Source organism: Stenotrophomonas sp. Steno-C17 (assembly GCF_056393165.1).
In genome coordinates this window covers 248877-264859 of the sequence record NZ_JBWJPD010000003.1, presented here as the reverse complement: position 1 = coordinate 264859, position 15983 = coordinate 248877, and the positions used below count along the sequence as shown (strand labels likewise).

10 protein-coding genes are annotated in these 15983 nt (G+C 67.3%); 6 read left to right on the top strand and 4 right to left on the bottom strand.

Annotation, left to right across the window (positions count from 1 at the left end; genetic code table 11):
- The first annotated feature begins 64 nt into the window (after positions 1–64).
- From AC06FA_RS04545 to AC06FA_RS04530, 4 genes are all read left to right on the top strand, one after another.
- Entirely contained in the window at positions 65–2659 is a 2595-nt protein-coding gene (locus tag AC06FA_RS04545) for a bifunctional aspartate kinase/diaminopimelate decarboxylase (protein WP_108752411.1), read from the top strand.
- Positions 2660–2750: 91 nt separating this feature from the next.
- Entirely contained in the window at positions 2751–4103 is a 1353-nt protein-coding gene (murL, locus tag AC06FA_RS04540; RefSeq protein ID WP_478067302.1) for a UDP-N-acetyl-alpha-D-muramoyl-L-alanyl-L-glutamate epimerase, read from the top strand.
- Positions 4084–5493 carry a UDP-N-acetylmuramoyl-L-alanine--D-glutamate ligase gene (gene murD / locus AC06FA_RS04535; protein WP_478067301.1) on the top strand — a complete coding sequence of 470 codons (1410 nt, stop codon included), beginning with the start codon at positions 4084–4086 and terminating at the stop codon, positions 5491–5493. The genes murL and murD overlap by 20 nt, the downstream gene beginning before the upstream one ends.
- A 125-nt stretch (positions 5494–5618) precedes the next feature.
- A complete protein-coding gene (locus AC06FA_RS04530; protein WP_478067300.1) occupies positions 5619–6152 on the top strand; it encodes a hypothetical protein in 534 nt (177 codons plus the stop codon).
- Between the two features lie 65 nt (positions 6153–6217).
- Here AC06FA_RS04530 and AC06FA_RS04525 read toward each other — a convergent pair whose 3' ends face one another.
- Positions 6218–6796, bottom strand: coding sequence for an SMI1/KNR4 family protein (locus AC06FA_RS04525; RefSeq protein WP_478067299.1), 579 nt, complete (start codon positions 6794–6796; stop codon positions 6218–6220).
- A gap of 124 nt (positions 6797–6920) precedes the next feature.
- On the opposite strand from AC06FA_RS04525, the gene AC06FA_RS04520 reads away from it, so the two are divergent.
- Positions 6921–7706: a dienelactone hydrolase family protein gene (locus AC06FA_RS04520; protein ID WP_478067298.1), complete on the top strand. Its 786-nt coding sequence runs from the start codon at positions 6921–6923 to the stop codon at positions 7704–7706.
- Positions 7707–7905: 199 nt separating this feature from the next.
- Here the strand turns inward: AC06FA_RS04520 and AC06FA_RS04515 are convergent, their stop codons facing one another.
- Entirely contained in the window at positions 7906–8904 is a 999-nt protein-coding gene (locus tag AC06FA_RS04515) for a polyprenyl synthetase family protein (protein WP_478067296.1), read from the bottom strand.
- Positions 8905–9118: 214 nt separating this feature from the next.
- Between AC06FA_RS04515 and AC06FA_RS04510 the strand changes: the two genes are divergently transcribed.
- Positions 9119–10732, top strand: a complete 1614-nt coding sequence (locus tag AC06FA_RS04510) for an alpha-glucosidase (RefSeq protein WP_478067295.1) — start codon at positions 9119–9121, stop codon at positions 10730–10732.
- A 183-nt stretch (positions 10733–10915) separates the two neighbouring features.
- On the opposite strand, the gene AC06FA_RS04505 is transcribed toward AC06FA_RS04510, so the two are convergent.
- Together AC06FA_RS04505 and AC06FA_RS04500 are read right to left on the bottom strand one after the other, a co-directional pair.
- Positions 10916–13666, bottom strand: coding sequence for a TonB-dependent receptor (locus AC06FA_RS04505; protein WP_478067294.1), 2751 nt, complete (start codon positions 13664–13666; stop codon positions 10916–10918).
- Positions 13667–13888: 222 nt separating this feature from the next.
- Positions 13889–15943 (bottom strand): glycoside hydrolase family 97 protein, encoded by a 2055-nt coding sequence (locus AC06FA_RS04500; RefSeq protein WP_478067293.1) that lies wholly within the window; start codon positions 15941–15943, stop codon positions 13889–13891.
- Between the last annotated feature and the right edge of the window lie 40 nt (positions 15944–15983).

The following is a 15983-nucleotide window of genomic DNA, read 5'->3' as shown; positions in this document are numbered from 1 at the left end:
TTGGGCTTAGAATCGAAGGTTCCGCCCCTGTGGGCGGCTTCCCCACATTACACATAGCCTATCCATGTCAGCTTCCCCCCTTGTCGATCGTTGGATCGTACTGAAGTTCGGCGGCACCTCGGTGTCGCGTCGCCACCGCTGGGACACGATCGGGAAGCTGGCGAAAAAACGCGCGGAAGAAACCGGCTCGCGCGTGCTGGTGGTGGTCTCGGCCCTGTCCGGGGTCACCAATGAACTGACCGCCATTGCCGATGGCGCCGCCGACAGCCGCGACCGCGTGGCCGCCCTGGTCGAACGCCACCTGGGCTTCCTGGACGAACTGGGGCTGGGCCACGACGTGCTGGCCGAGCGCCTGGCCGTGCTGCAGGGCCTGCTGGACGACGCACGCGCCGCCACCCGCACGCTGGACTGGCAGGCCGAGGTGCTGGGCCAGGGCGAACTGCTGTCCTCGACCCTGGGCGCGGCCTACCTGCATGCGTCGGGCCTGGACATGGGCTGGATGGATGCCCGCCAGTGGCTGGACGCGATGCCGCCGCAGCCGAACCAGAGCGACTGGTCGCAGCGGCTGTCGGTGAACTGCCAGTGGCGTGCCGATGGCGAGTGGGCGCAGCGCTTCCGTGCGCAGCCGACCCGCCTGCTGATCACCCAGGGCTTCATCTCGCGGCATGCCGACGGCGGTACCGCCATCCTCGGCCGCGGTGGTTCAGATACCTCGGCGGCGTACTTCGGTGCGCTGCTGGGCGCCAGCCGCGTGGAAATCTGGACCGACGTGCCGGGCATGTTCAGCGCCAACCCGAAGGACGTGCCGGACGCGCGCCTGCTGACCCGCCTGGACTATTACGAGGCGCAGGAAATCGCCACCACCGGCGCCAAGGTGCTGCACCCGCGCTCGATCAAGCCCTGCCGCGACGCTGGCGTGCCGATGGCCATCCTCGATACCGAGCGCCCGGAACTGCCGGGCACCAGCATCGACGGCAATGCCGCGCCGGTGCCGGGGGTAAAGGCGATCAGCCGCCGCAACGGCATCGTGCTGGTGTCGATGGAAGGCATCGGCATGTGGCAGCAGGTCGGCTTCCTGGCCGATGTGTTCGGCCTGTTCAAGAAGCACGGCCTGTCGGTGGACCTGATCGGTTCGGCCGAGACCAACGTCACCGTGTCGCTGGACCCGTCCGAGAACCTGGTCAATACCGATGTGCTGGCCGCGCTGTCGGCCGATCTGTCGCAGATCTGCAAGGTGAAGGTGATCGTGCCGTGCGCGGCCATCACCCTGGTCGGCCGTGGCATGCGTTCGCTGCTGCACAAGCTGTCGGACGTGTGGGCCACGTTCGGTCGCGAACGCGTGCACATGATCTCGCAGTCGTCCAACGACCTGAACCTGACCTTCGTGATCGACGAGGCCGATGCCGATGGCCTGCTGCCGATCCTGCATGCCGAGCTGATCGACAGCGGCGCCATGCCGGTGGAAGAGACCGAAGTGTTCGGCCCGCGCTGGCGCGAGATTGCCGGCACGGTGCGCCCGCGTGGCACGCCGTGGTGGCGTGGCCAGCGTGCGCACCTGCTGCAGCTGGCCGACGCCGGCACGCCGCGCTACGTCTACCACCTGCCCACCGTGCGCGCCCGCGCCCGTGCGCTGGCCGCGATCAAGCCGATCGACCAGCGCTACTACGCCATCAAGGCCAACAGCCATCCGGCCATCCTGCAGTTGCTGGAAGCCGAAGGCTTCGGCCTGGAATGCGTGTCGCACGGTGAACTGAAGCACGTGTTCCAGCACCTGCCGGAACTGTCGCCCAAGCGCGTGCTGTTCACCCCCAGCTTCTGCCCGCGCAGCGAATACGAAGCCGCGTTCGCACTCGGTGTGACCGTGACCGTGGACAACGTGGAGGCGCTGCAGCGCTGGCCGGACCTGTTCCGCAACCGCGAACTGTGGCTGCGCGTGGACCTGGGCCGTGGCGAAGGCCACCATGCCAAGGTGCGCACCGGTGGCAAGGAATCGAAGTTCGGTCTGCCGATCGCCCGCGTGGACGAATTCGTGCGCGCGGCCACCGAGCTGGGCACCCGCGTGGTCGGCCTGCATGCGCACCTGGGCAGCGGCGTGGAAACCGCGCAGCACTGGCGCCTGATGTGCGATGAACTGGCCGGGTTCGCCCGCCGCATCGGCAGCGTGCAGACCATCGATATCGGTGGCGGCCTGCCGATTCCGTACAGCGAAGAAGACGAGCCGTTCGACCTGGACGCGTGGGCCGAGGGCCTGGCCGAAGTGAAGGCGCTGCACCCGGCGTTCCGCCTGGCGATCGAGCCGGGCCGCTACCTGGTGGCCGAATCGGGCGTGCTGCTGACCCACGCCACCCAGGTGGTGGAGAAGGACGGCGTGCGCCGCGTCGGCCTGGATGCCGGCATGAACACGCTGATGCGCCCGGCCCTGTACGACGCCTGGCATGACATCGAGAACCTCAGCCGCCAGGGCGGTTACGCCGAAGCGGCGTTCGATGTGGTCGGCCCGATCTGCGAATCCAGCGATGTGTTCGGCAAGCGCCGCAAGCTGCCGGTGTCGACCGCGCCGGACGACGTGATGCTGATCGCCGACGCCGGTGCCTACGGCTATGTGATGTCCAACACCTACAACCAGCGGGCGATGCCGCGCGAAGACGTGATCGAGTGATCGCCAGCCTTCGCGCCCTGCACCCGCCCACCGACACGTCCCGCGCGCAGGCGCGGGCCCGTGCCTGACCGTGCTTGAAACTGGATTCACCATGACTGCTTTCGACAAACACCAGGTTTCCCGCTTCCGCTTCGTCCGCTGCGAATTCGCCGCGGATACCGGCGTGGCCAAGCTGGTCTACGCCTTCGATGATGGCCCGGAGATGGTGGAAACCATCACCGTGCCGGGCGCGCCGTTCGTGCTGGACGACGCGCGTGCCGCCGCCGTGCAGCGCGCCCTGCAGCTGCTGCACCTGATCGCCGGTGTCAGCTACTACAAGGCCGGGGTGCCGGAGACGGTCAGCATCGACAGCTATGCGATCGATGCCGATACCGCGGCCCTGGTGGAAACGGTCTACCTGAATGGTCTGGGCGAATTCGCCTACCGCAACGGCCTGAACCTGCGCGGGCGTTTCCGCCTGCCGGTGCAGGGCGAAGCGGTGCAGGCGCCGGTGCTGGGCCTGCAGCCGCATGCGCTGGTGGCCATCGGCGGCGGCAAGGATTCGCTGGTCAGCATTGAAGCGCTGCGCCGGGCCGGGGTGGACGAAACGGTGACCTGGATCGGCGGTTCGCAGCTGATCCGCGCCTGTGCCGAGCGCACCGGCCTGCCGACCCTGAACCTGGGCCGCGCGCTGGCCCCCGAACTGTTCGAGCTGAACCGCCAGGGCGCGTGGAACGGCCATATTCCGGTCACTGCGGTGAACTCGGCGATCATGGTGCTGGCCGCGCTGCTGCAGGGCGTGGACCAGGTGGTGTTCTCCAACGAGCGTTCGGCCAGCTACGGCAGCCAGATTCCCGGCACCGGCGAAGTGAACCACCAGTGGTCCAAGGGCTGGGCCTTCGAGCAGGCGTTCGGCAACCACGTGCAGCAGCAGGTGGCCGCCGATCTGCAGTACTACTCGCTGCTGCGCCCGATGTCCGAGCTGGCGGTGGCCCGCCAGTTCGCCAAGAACGATTTCTACGACGCGCACTTCTCCAGCTGCAACCGCAATTTCCACATTCTGGGCGAGCGCCCGGTGAACCGCTGGTGCGGCGTCTGCCCGAAGTGCCATTTCGTATTCCTGGCGCTGGCGCCGTTCATGCCCAAGACCCGCCTGGTGCGCATCTTCGGCCGCAACCTGCTGGACGATGCCGAGCAGGCCGGTGGCTTCGATGCGCTGCTGGAATTCCAGGACCACAAGCCGTTCGAATGCGTGGGCGAAGGCCGCGAATCGCGTGCGGCGATGGCGACCCTGGCGCAGCGCCCGGAATGGAAGGAAGACGTGCTGGTGAAGCGCTTCTGCAACGAGATCCAGCCGCAGCTGGACGCCGCCGAACTGGAACTGGCGCCGCTGCTGCTGTTGCAGGGCGAGCACCGCATTCCGGCCGCGTTGTGGGAACAGGTGCGTGAAGATTTCGCAGCTTGAAGGAAAGCGCGTCGCGCTGTGGGGCTGGGGACGTGAGGGCCGTGCGGCGTTTGCCGTGCTGCGCGCGCGCCTGCCCGCGCTGGCCCTGAGCCTGTTCTGCCCGGCCGCTGAAGCCGACGCGGCGCGTGCGGAAACGCAGGGGCTGCTGGATGTGCGCGGTGAACCCACGGCCGAGGCGCTGTCCGCGTTCGATGTGGTGATCAAGTCGCCCGGCATCAGCCCCTACCAGCCGATCGCGCTGGCGGCGGCCGCGCAGGGCACGGTTTTCATTGGCGGCACCGCGCTGTGGTTCGCCGAACATGCCGGTGCCGACGGCATCGTGCACGACACCGTTTGCGTGACCGGCACCAAGGGCAAGAGCACCACCACCGCGCTGGTCGCGCACCTGCTGCGCGCCGCGGGTCATCGCACCGGCCTGGTCGGCAACATCGGCCTGCCGCTGCTGGAAGTGCTGGACCCGCAGCCTGCGCCGAAGTATTGGGCGGTGGAGCTGTCCAGCTACCAGACCGGTGAAGTGGCGCGCAGTGGCGCCAGGCCGCAGGTGGCGGTGGTGCTGAATCTGTTCCCCGAACACCTGGATTGGCACGGCAGCGAACAGCGCTACATTGAAGACAAGCTGCGCCTGGTGACCGAAGCGGCGCCGCGCATCGCCGTGCTCAACGCGGCCGATCCGCATCTGGCCGCGCTGTCGCTGACCGACAGCGAGGTGGTCTGGTTCAACCAGCCGCAGGGCTGGCACATGCGCGGCGACATCGTGCACCGCGGCGCGCAGGCGGTGTTCGATACCCGCAACACGCCGCTGCCCGGCCGCCACAACCGCGGCAACCTGTGCGCGGTGCTGGCCGCACTGGAAGCGCTGGGCCTGGATGCGGTGGCGCTGGCACCGGCAGTACAGGACTTCCGCCCGTTGCCGAACCGGCTGCAGCGCATCGGCGTGGCCGAAGGCCTGACCTACATCAACGATTCCATCAGCACCACGCCGCACGCCAGCCTGGCGGCGCTGGAGTGCTTCGCCGGCCAGCGCATTGCGCTGCTGGTGGGCGGGCATGACCGTGGCCTGGACTGGACCGATTTCATGCAGCACATGGCGCACGACGTGCCGCCGGTGGAGATCGTGACCATGGGCAGCAACGGCCCGCGCATCCACGCCATGCTGCAGCCGCTGGCCGATGCCGGCCGCTTCGGCCTGCACGCGGCGGGGGATCTGCCCGAGGCCATGGCGCTGGCGCGTACCGCGCTGGGTGCGCAGGGCGGGGTCGTGCTGCTGTCGCCGGGCGCGCCGAGTTTTGGTGCCTATCGCGATTACGTGGCGCGCGGTCGTCACTTCGCCGAGCTGGCCGGGTTCAACCCGGACAGCATCAGCGCGATTCCGGGGCTGGGCATCGGCTGAGGGGTCAGATCCCTTTCCGCAGGAAAGGGCTCTGACCCCATCCACGACCCCATCCACGCATGGCGTGGATCTACTCCTGGGGCGAGTTACCATCGGCGCATTCCCGGACGGACCCGGACGCCTGCATGTGTACCTTCATCACCGTGTTCCTGCCCACTACGCTGGCCCACGACACGGCTGCCGCGGTCTTCAGCCGCAGCGGCCGACGTCTGTTCGCGCAGGCCTCGCCCAGCCTGGAGGCGGCGGTCGGCCCTGGCTGGCAGCCGTGGCTGAGTGCCGCGCACTGCGATTGCGGCACGGCGCTGGCCTCGCTGCGGGCCGAGCCAGTGTGGGCAGGCGATGCCGAGCGCTGGCGGAAGAAGGGCTGGAGCGAGGCGAAGATCGCCCGCGCGCTGGCTGAGCAGCTGGCGCGGCATGCGCAGGAACAGCAGGTGCGTCGCGAAGAAGCGCTGGCCGATGCAGGCCAATGGCTGCAGCGCATCGATGCGTTGCTGGGCGCGGGTGCGGCGCGCATCGGACTGCTGGTGCGGGACTACGATGGTTCGGTAGGTGCCCGGCAGGGCAAGCCGCCGGAGCGTCGCTGGTCGCGCGCGCGCCTGGCGGCAGCCGATCTGCTGGCGTTCGAGCCGGGCACGTTGCAGTGGATCGAGCGCGGGTAAGGCTGCGGGGTCGAATCCCTTTCCGCAGGAAAGGGCTCTGACCCCCATCCACGCATGGCGTGGATCTACTCGATGAAGCTGTAATCGCGGTCGATCAGGTCCTGCAGGTACGCATCGAAGCTGGGGGCGATCACCGCGTAGCTGTCCGGATCGTGCAGGTAGCGCACCACCTGGCCGACGGTGCCGCCCGGCGCCGGATCGAAATCCAGGTACAGCATCGAGGTGCCGCCGTTGTTCATGCAGTGCGAGAAGCACAGGCGACGGTTCATCGGCAGGTCGCCGTCGATGCCGGCGCCGAGGATGTCCGGCTCGTCGTCCAGCCATTCTTCGTAGATGGAACGGATGCTGTCGTCCCACTGCCGCTGGTCTTCGAAGATCTGTTCGACCGAGCGCAGGAAGTACGGATAGTCCCCCACGTCCGAGCCCAGCATCAGCACGCAGACCTCGCCACCGGGGTATTCACGGTAGTGCGTGCCATCCACGCGTGACAGCAACTGCAGCAGGCTGTCGGGCACCTGCGGCCACTGCGTGCGCAGGCGGTGCAGGTCGTCGGCGCCGGCACCCTGCACGTGGGCCCATTGCGGGGCGTCATCGTCGGGCAAACGGGCAACAAGGCCGGACAGGAAGCGATCTACCAGGTTCATTCAGTTGCAGGGAAGCAGGAACAGAGGGCTATGCAACCACACCTGCGTCACGCCGCCAATGCAGAATGCGCACTGGCAGGCGCGGACCGTGTGCGGCCTGCTTTCCCTCTACTGGAGCAGGCGCATGAACAGTTGGCGGTATGGCGTGGCGATGATGCTGGGGCTGGCGGCGATGCCGGCGTGGGCGGCGATGAAGACCCAGCCGGTGGAATGGACGCACCAGGGCACGACCTTCAGTGGCGTGCTGGTCTACGACGACGGCGATGCTGACAAGCGCCCCGGCCTGGTGATGGTGCCGAACTGGAAGGGCGTGAACGCATCGGCGATTGAAAAAGCAAAACAGTTGGCTGGCGATGACTACGTGGTGCTGGTCGCCGACGTGTACGGCAAGGGCGTGCGGCCGAAAACCGATGCCGAGGCCGGCCCGGTGGCGAGCAAGCTGCGCAATGATCGGCCGCTGCTGCGCGCACGCGCGCTGGAGGCGGTGAACGTGCTGAAGGCGCAGGCGGGCAAGGCGCCGCTGGATGCCAGCCGGATCGGTGCGGTGGGCTTCTGCTTCGGCGGCACCACGGTGCTGGAGCTGGCGCGCGCCGGCGCACCGCTGGCCGGTGTGGTCAGCCTGCACGGCGGCTTGGGCTCACCGCTGCCGGCACAGGCCGGTGGCACGCATCCCTCGGTGCTGGTGCTCAATGGTGCCGACGATACCAGCGTGACGGCCGAGGATATCGGCAGTTTCCAGAAGGAAATGGACGCGGCCAAGGTCGATTGGGAATTCACCAACTACAGCGGCGCGGTGCACTGCTTTGCCGAGCGTGATGCCAACAGCCCGCCGGGGTGCCAGTACAACGAACGCGCGGCCAAGCGCGCGTGGAAGGCGCTGGACGAATTCTTCGAGGAACGGTTTTTGTAGGGTCGAGCCATGCTCGACTGTTGACGGCGTGCCGACCAAGGTCGGCACCTACCGATGCTTCTGTGCCGACCAAGGTCGGCACCTACCATGCTTCTGTGCCGACCAAGGTCGGCACCTACCGATGCTTCTGTGCCGACCCAGGTCGGCACCTACCGCCGCGTTGGGTGGGTGCCGACCAAGGTCGGCACCCCTTCACCGATCAATGCGAACGCTGCACCGCGTAGCGGGCCAGGCCGCGCAGGGCGGCGACCGCGTCGTTGTCACCCAGGCCGTCGAGCGCGCGCTCGGCGGCTTCGGCGTATTCCTCGGCGCGGCGGCGGCTGTAGTCCAGGCCACCGGTGGCGCGGATCGCAGCCAGCACTTCCGGCATGGCCGAGGCGTCGCCGTCCTGCACGATGCTGCGCAGGCGCTCGCGGGTGGCCGGGTCGGAGTGGGCCATGGCGTGGATCAGCGGCAGGGTGGCCTTGCCCTCGGCCAGGTCGTCGCCCAGGTTCTTGCCCAGTTCCTCGGCATTGGCCGAGTAATCGAGCACGTCGTCGGCGATCTGGAAGGCGTAGCCCAGGTGCATGCCGTAGTCGTACAGGGCCTGCTGGGTGGCTTCGTCCACGCCGCTGGCCAGCGCGCCCAGGCGGGTGCCGGCGGCGAACAGCACCGCGGTCTTGCGCTCGATCACGCGCAGGTAGGCCGCTTCGTCGGTGTCTGGATTGTGCACGTGCAGCAGCTGCAGCACTTCGCCTTCGGCGATGCGGTTGGTGGTGTCGGCCAGGATCTGCATGACCGGCATGCGGTCCAGTTCCACCATCAGCTGGAAGCTGCGCGAGTACAGGAAATCACCCACCAGCACGCTGGGCGCATTGCCCCACAGGGCGTTGGCGGTGCTGCGGCCACGGCGCAGGCTGGATTCGTCCACCACATCGTCGTGCAGCAGGGTGGAGGTGTGGATGAACTCGATGATGGCCGCCAGCTGGTGGTGCTCCGGCCCGGACTGACCGACCGCGTGGCCGGCCAGCATGACCAGCATCGGGCGCAGGCGCTTGCCGCCGGCGGAAATGATGTGGTCGGCGATCTGGTTGATCAGCACCACGTCCGAGGACAGCCGGCGCCGGATCAGGGCATCGACGGCGGCCATGTCGGCCGCAGCAAGCGACTGGATCTGGGGCAGGCCCAGGGCGGGACGGGTGTCTTCAGTGATGGTCATGCGATCAGGCTTTCAGGCTCCCCCCGATTATAGGCGCTGGCCGTGAATTCGGGCGGAAACCGACCCGACCGGTCTTTTCGCGGGGCGCTGGCCGGCCCGGCGGCGTGAATACGTATGCAGCCAGCGCCATCGCGCGGAGGCCGCCGCTAAGCTTGCCGGAGTTGGTTTTCGGCCCGCTGCCGGCGGGTCCCGCATGCCCGGAGGGGGGCTGTCGATGTCGCACAATCCATGGTGGCGCGGAGCCGTCATCTACCAGATCTACCCGCGCAGTTTCCTCGACGCCAACGGCGACGGGGTCGGCGACCTGCCGGGCATCATCGAGCGTCTGGACTACATTGCCGCGCTGGGCGCGGATGCCATCTGGATCTCGCCGTTCTTCAAATCGCCCATGGCCGATTTCGGCTATGACATCGCCGATTACCGCGATGTGGACCCGCTGTTCGGCAACCTGGACGACTTCGACCGCCTGCTGGCCAAGGCGCACGGCCTGGGCCTGAAGGTGATGATCGACCAGGTGCTCAGCCACACTTCGCTCGAGCACGCCTGGTTCCGTGAAAGCCGCCAGGACCGCAGCAATCCGAAGGCGGACTGGTATGTCTGGGCCGACCCGCGCGAAGACGGCACCCCGCCCAACAACTGGCTGTCGCTGTTCGGCGGCGGCGCCTGGCAGTGGGAACCGCGCCGCGAGCAGTACTACCTGCACAACTTCCTGGTCGACCAGCCGGACCTGAACTTCCATAACCCGGCGGTGCAGCAGGCCACGCTGGACAACGTGCGCTTCTGGCTGGACCGCGGCGTGGATGGGTTCCGCCTGGATGCCATCAACTTCTGCTTCCACGACGCGCAGCTGCGCGACAACCCGCCCAAGCCGGCGGACAAGCGGGTGGGGCGCGGGTTCAGTCCGGACAACCCGTACGCCTACCAGTACCACTACTACAACAACACCCAGCCGGAAAACCTGCCGTTCCTGGAACAGCTGCGCGCGCTGCTGGACCAGTACCCGGGTGCGGTGAGCCTGGGCGAGATCTCCTCGGAAGATTCGCTGGCCACCACCGCCGAGTACACCCAGGACGGCCGCCTGCACATGGGCTACAGCTTCGAGCTGCTGGTGGACGACTACAGCGTGGCCTACATCCGCGATACGGTCTCGCGCCTGGAAGCGGTGATGACCGAGGGCTGGCCGTGCTGGGCGGTGTCCAACCACGACGTGGAGCGGGCGGTCAGCCGCTGGGGCGGCCACCCGGCCGACCCGCGCCTGGCGCGCATGCTGGTGGCCATGCTGTGTTCGCTGCGCGGCTCGGTATGCCTGTACCAGGGCGAAGAACTGGGCCTGGCCGAGGCCGAGGTGCCGTTCGAGGACCTGCAGGACCCGTATGGCATCACCTTCTGGCCCAACTTCAAGGGGCGTGATGGCTGCCGCACGCCGCTGCCGTGGACCGACGCCCCGCTGGCCGGCTTCACCACCGGCAAGCCGTGGCTGCCCATTCCGGCCGAGCACCGTGCCGCCGCGGTGGCCGTGCAGCAGGACGATCCGCGGTCGGTGCTGAGCGCCTTCCGCGATTTCCTGGCCTGGCGGCGCACCCAGCCGGCTCTGCTGCACGGGGACATCCAGTTCCTGGACAGCGCCGAGCCGGTGCTGCTTTTCCAGCGTATGCTTGCAGATGAAACTCTTCTGCTGGCCTTCAACCTGTCGGCAGCGCCGGTCAGCCATCCGCTGCCGGCCGGCCGTTGGGAGCAGGTGGCCGTACCGGGCCCGGATGCGGGCACGGTGGAAGGCAACGAACTGCGGCTGCCGCCGCGCGCGGTGTATTGCGCCCGACGCAGCTGACCGATTTCTCCGGTGGCGGTACTTGCGGGGACGGGGCCGAAGCGCCCCGTCCCTTTTTTATGCGTGGTTGTCGGGGGGCGTATCCACGCATGGCGTGGATCTACCGGGGCGCGTCACCAACGCCCGCGCAAAAGAAAACCCGCTGCCTGCGCAGCGGGTTTCCGGTGGGCTTTCTGGCGTGGGTCAGAACTTGTAGTTCACGCCCAGCACGTAGGTGCGGCCCCACTCGATGTATTCCAGCGGGCGATCCTTGGTGCCGGCATAGGTGCGGTACGGCTCGTTGGTCAGGTTGCTTCCCTGCAGCAGCAGGGTCAGGCCACGCAGGGCGCTGCTGTCGCTGAAGGTGTAGCTGACCTGCGCATCGGTCACGTTCTCGCCCACCACGTAGCGCAGCGTGCGGTTGCCGTTGAAGTTGCCGATCTCACCGATGAAGTCCGAACGGCGGCGCTGGCTCACGCGCGCTTCGAAGCCATTGCGCTCGAAGTAGGCGGTGAAGTTGTACACGCGGTCGGACAGGCCCGGCAGGCTGATCGGATCGGTACCCACGCTGGAGGCGCTTTCCGGGTCCAGGATCTCGATGTCGCTCTTGTTGAAGGTGGCGCTGGCCTGCACGCCAAAGCCACGCAGGCTGTCGGTCAGCATGTCCAGCGGGAACGATGCGGTCAGTTCCAGGCCCTTCAGGGTGCCGCCCTTGCCGTTCTGCGGCGAGGAGAACGTACCGGTGGTCAGCACCGGCACGGTCATGCCCGGCGGCGGCACGTAGCTGCCCAGCAGGTCGGTGAAGTCGTAGTTGTCCACCGACTGGGTGTACACGTAGCTCTTCAGGTCCTTGTAGAAGACGGCGGCGGCCACGTAGGCCTTTTCACCGAAGTACTTCTCGTAGGACAGATCGATGGCGGTGGCGCGCCACGGATCCAGCAGCGGGTTGCCGCCGCTGCCGCCGGGCTTGCCGGTGGCAGTATCCACGCCGAATTCCAGGCCGGCGCGCATCTGGTCCACGCGCGGGCGGGCAACCTGCTTGGCCACGGCAAAGCGCAGGGTCTGCTCATGCGGGAACATGAAGGCCAGGTTCAAGCTGGGCAGCCAGTCGTTGTAGGTCTTGCCGTTGGAATACGGCTGGATGTTGCTGCCGGCCGGCTGCGAGCTGTCCCAGTAGCGCGAATCCGAACTCTGGTCGGTGTGCTGCATCTGCACGCCGATGTTGCCGCGCACGCCGACCACGCCGATATCGGTGTTGATGTTCAGGCGCGCCCAGGCGGTGGTGATCTTTTCCTGCACCACCCACGACTTCGGAATCAGGTAATCCAGGTTGTCGACCGGATCGAAGGTCATGTAGCGGGCCACGGCGGCCGGTACGTTCCAGGCCGGAATGTTGCCGATGCCGGCAAAGCCCAGGTTCACCGGCGAATACTGCAGGTCCGAAGCAATGTTGGCATCGCCCTGGGCGCCCAGCAGGATGTTGCCTTCGGACTGGGTCTTGGTCTTGCGGCGATCGGCGTAGTTCACGCCGATATCCAGGTCCGGTGCCCACGACGCCATCGCTTCAGGCAGGCTGATGGTGGCCGCCAGCTTGCCGCCCTTCAGGCGGTCTTCCACCTGCGGCACCTTGCCGTAGCCGGAACCGTAGATGGTGTTGGTCAGGAACAGCGCATCGGGGTTGGAATAATCCAGGCCCGGCGAAATCTGCGAGAAGCCGTTCGGGTTCACCACCAGGCCGATGGTGTCCAGCTGCGGCATCGGGGTCAGCTGCAGGTTGTTTTCCAGGTTCAGCTCGTCACGCGTGGCCTTGGAGTAGTTCAGGTCGGCCACCAGCTTCACGCTGCCGAAGGTGAACTCGTTGTTCCAGCCAAACGCATCGATCTTGTCCTTGCGCTTGTTGTACATGCCGCGCACCAGCGGGTACACGCCGCTGGCGGTGCCACCGGTGAAGGTGCCATCGGCATTGACCTGCGGGTTGCTGATCAGCAGGCCCGGGGTGTAGCCGCCGTTGTAGTTGCTGAGGTTGACCTCGAACTGGTTGGCGGTGTCGATCTGTTCGGCTTCGGTGTGGAACGCATCGAAGGTGCTGGTCCAGGCGTTGTTCGGCCGGAACTGGATGGTGGCCATCACACCGTCGCGCTTGTTGTTGCCGGTGCGGCGCAGGGCCTTGATGCCATCGGAGAAGTAGGTGCCCGGCGCGATGCCCGGGCGGTTGCCCAGGTCAGCCTGCTCGGTCGACCACGGCTCGTACAGGCCCACCTGGTTTTCCTGGATCGGGTTGTCGCTGTGCGCGTAACCGATCGAGATGCCCAGGGTCTTGTCGAAGAACTGGTCGATGTAGCTGGCGCTGAAGCGGTTGCCGAATTCATCGACATTGGCCGCATCACCCAGCGAGCTCTTCTGCAGGCGGCCGCTGACGGCGATCACGCGCTCGGGGAAGCTGAGCGGGCGCACGGTCTGCATGTCGATGGTGCCCGACAGGCCCTGGCCGACCAGCGCCGCGTCCGGGGTCTTGTACACGGTCACGCCGTTCACCAGTTCCGACGGGTACTGGTCGAATTCAACGCTGCGGTTGTCGCCGGTGCTGACCACTTCGCGGCCGTTGAGCAGGGTGGTGGCGAAGTCGGGCGACAGGCCACGCACGCTGATGACCTGGGCGCGGCCGGCCACGCGCTGGGCGGCCAGACCGGGCAGGCGGCCCAGCGATTCGGCGATGCTGACATCGGGCAGCTTGCCGATGTCTTCGGCGGAAATCGCTTCGACCACCGAGGTGGCGCTCTGCTTCACCGCAATGGCGTTTTCGATACCGCGGCGGATGCCGGTCACCTGCACGGTGTCCAGGTTGGTGGCGGACGGATCGGCGGTGGTGGTTTCGGTGGACTGCGCCGATGCCAGCGACGGCACCAGTACGACGGCCAGCGCCAGACTCAGCGCGCTGCGCTTGTGGTTCAACATTTTCCCCTCCCAGGCAATGTTGTAGAGCATTTTGTGGTCGTCCCGGCGGGGCCGGAAACGTGCGACGCGGTGGCCGCTGTCGTCGCCGCTATGGTAGGCAGCGCGTTGTTCGGCGGAATCACCCTGCATACGTATTCAATGGCGTGTGCAGCGTTGTAAACGGTTCCAGTCCCTGCTCCCGACAGCGCCGGGCCCTCCCCGGCGCTGCGCGATCGCGGGCGTTCAGTGGATCGGCGTGAAGCGGATTGCCTGGCCGCCGCCCGGTGCCAGCACCAGGGTGAGGGCATCGGCGCTGGTGACTTCACGCGTCTCGCGCTTGAACGCGAACGGGTTGCTGCGGAAGTCCGCACCGTCGCCGTCGCGGTAGATCTCGGCGCGGTAGCGCACGCCCGGTTCCAGGAAGCCCAGCGACACCGGCAGCACGCGGCCGTGTTCGTCGGTGATGCTGCCCAGGAACCAGTCGCGGCTGTTGCGGTCGCGGCGCACCAGGGTTACGTAGTCGCCCACCTCGCCATCCAGCACGCGGCTCTGTTCCCAGTCCACCGCCACGTCTTCAATGAAGCGGAACGCCTCGCGGTGCTGCAGGTAATGCTCGGGCAGGTCGGCGGCCATCTGGATCGGGCTGTACAGCACCACGTACAGCGCCAGCTGGCGGGCCAGCGTGCTGGGAATGGCCTGGCCGTGGCGGCCCTTCAGGCTGAGGATGCCGGGGGTGTAATCCATCGGCCCGGACAGCATGCGGGTGAACACCAGGTTCACTTCATGCTCGGGCGGGTTCGGCGGCTGGCCCCACGCGTTGTATTCCATGCCGCGCGCGCCTTCGCGCGAGATCCAGTTGGGGTAGGTGCGGCGCAGGCCGGTGTCCTTGATCGGCTCGTGCGGGTTCACCGACAGGTGCCGCTGTGCGGCCTCCTGCACCACCTTCAGGTGGTGGCGGGCCATGAACTGGCCGTCATGCCACTCGCGCCACAGCGGGCCACCGGCCGGGTTGCGGCGGTCCACCTGGCCGTCATCGCAGACGTAGCCGGTCTTGAACTGATCCACGCCCAGGCGCGCATAAAGGTCCAGCGCGGCATCCAGCTGGTCTTCGTAGTGTTCGATGGCGCAGCCGGTTTCGTGGTGGCCGATCAGGTGCACGCCCTTCTTCAGACCGTAGGCGGACAGCGCTTCGATATCGAAATCGGCGGTGGCGCGGGTGAAATCGAAGTCATAGCCATTGCCCACCCACATGCCATCCCAGCCGGGGTTCCAGCCTTCCACCAGCACGCCGCGGAAGCCGTGCGCGGCCGCGAAGTCGATCACCTTCTTCGTTTTGGCGGTGGTGGCCGCATGTTTTGGACCGGTGGCCCAGCTTTCGTTGTCCAGGTGCATCGACCACCACACCCCCAGGTATTTGGCCGGCTTCACCCAGCTCACGTCGCCCAGTGCATTGGGTTCGTTGAGGTTGAGGATCAGGTCCGATTCGACCAGGCCGCCGGCGCGGTCGGCAATCTGCAGCGTGCGCCACGGGGTGCTGAAGGGCAGGGTGCGGCGCACCTTCCAGCCTTCGGCCGACGGCGAAAGTTCGGCACGCAGGCGCTGGCCTTCGGTACGGCGCAGCCACATGCCGGCGTAGTCCACCAGCGCGGCCTCGTGGATGGCCACGTGCAGGCCATCCACGCTGCGCAGGGTCATCGGCGTGTGCACCAGCGGCACCTCGCGCAGCGGCGTGCGCTGGTACAGGTACTCGTAGTGGATCGGCTCGCCGGCTGGAATCCACCATGCAGTGGAATCGGGCGCGATGGCGAACTCGGTCAGTTCGTCATCGATGATCGCCTCGCGCAGGTTGGGCTGTTCGGGGAAGGCGTAGCGGAAGCCCAGGCCATCGTCGTAGACGCGGAACACCACATCCACGCGGCGCTTGCTGCCGGTGCTTTCGCCCAGTTGCACGGTCAGTTCATTGAAGTGGTTGCGGGTGACGCGGCGCTCGCCCCAGGGCTGTTCCCAGGTCTCGTCCACGCTGCGCCGCTGCTCGCCCAGCTGGACGAAATCACGGTCCAGACGGCCGTCGCGCAGCACGAAGCCCAGCTTGGAATCGTCCACCACGGGTTCGCCCAGGCGTTCCACCCGGTAGCGCGCGGTGCCGCCATCGAGCACCAGGCTGACCGCCAGCACCTTGCCCGGCGATTCCACCCGGGTAACCTGCGGCGCGGCCTGGGCCACCACCGCCAGACCCAGCAGGGCCATGCCGAACACCGGCGCGAACATCGCGCGGACTGCAACAGAAAAAGCCGGCATTTCCCCTCCCAAGGCGCCATTGGCAGACCCGGACCATAAG